Origin of the sequence: Pseudoalteromonas sp. SG41-5 (assembly GCF_014164495.1) — a bacterium.
Taxonomy (GTDB): domain Bacteria; phylum Pseudomonadota; class Gammaproteobacteria; order Enterobacterales; family Alteromonadaceae; genus Pseudoalteromonas; species Pseudoalteromonas rhizosphaerae.
Genome location: NZ_JACJFH010000339.1, coordinates 1 through 230 on the forward strand (window position 1 = coordinate 1; position 230 = coordinate 230).

Sequence of the window (230 nt, forward strand, 5' to 3'; positions counted from 1 at the left end):
TTTGTCCATAGTCTATATCCATTTATTAATTGTGATTGCCATTGTGTGCTGAGCTCTGCTTGCGCAGGCTGATTATAACAAAGCGCGAGCTGTGGTTTTTAGTGGTGAATTCAGCGTCTTCTTCTGGGTCATGAGCTACGGGCTGCCTCTGCGAATACTTTATAGAACATAAGCTTAGGGTAGTGGCTTTACTACTTATTCTCACGCCATTGGGCTTGTCCTGAACCAAG

At 44.3% G+C, this 230-nt stretch carries 1 protein-coding gene; it reads right to left on the reverse strand.

The features are described from left to right. Positions 1–25: 25 nt before the first annotated feature. Positions 26–230: hypothetical protein (locus H5232_RS24050; protein ID WP_220496134.1), on the reverse strand; the 205-nt coding region annotated here is incomplete at its 5' end.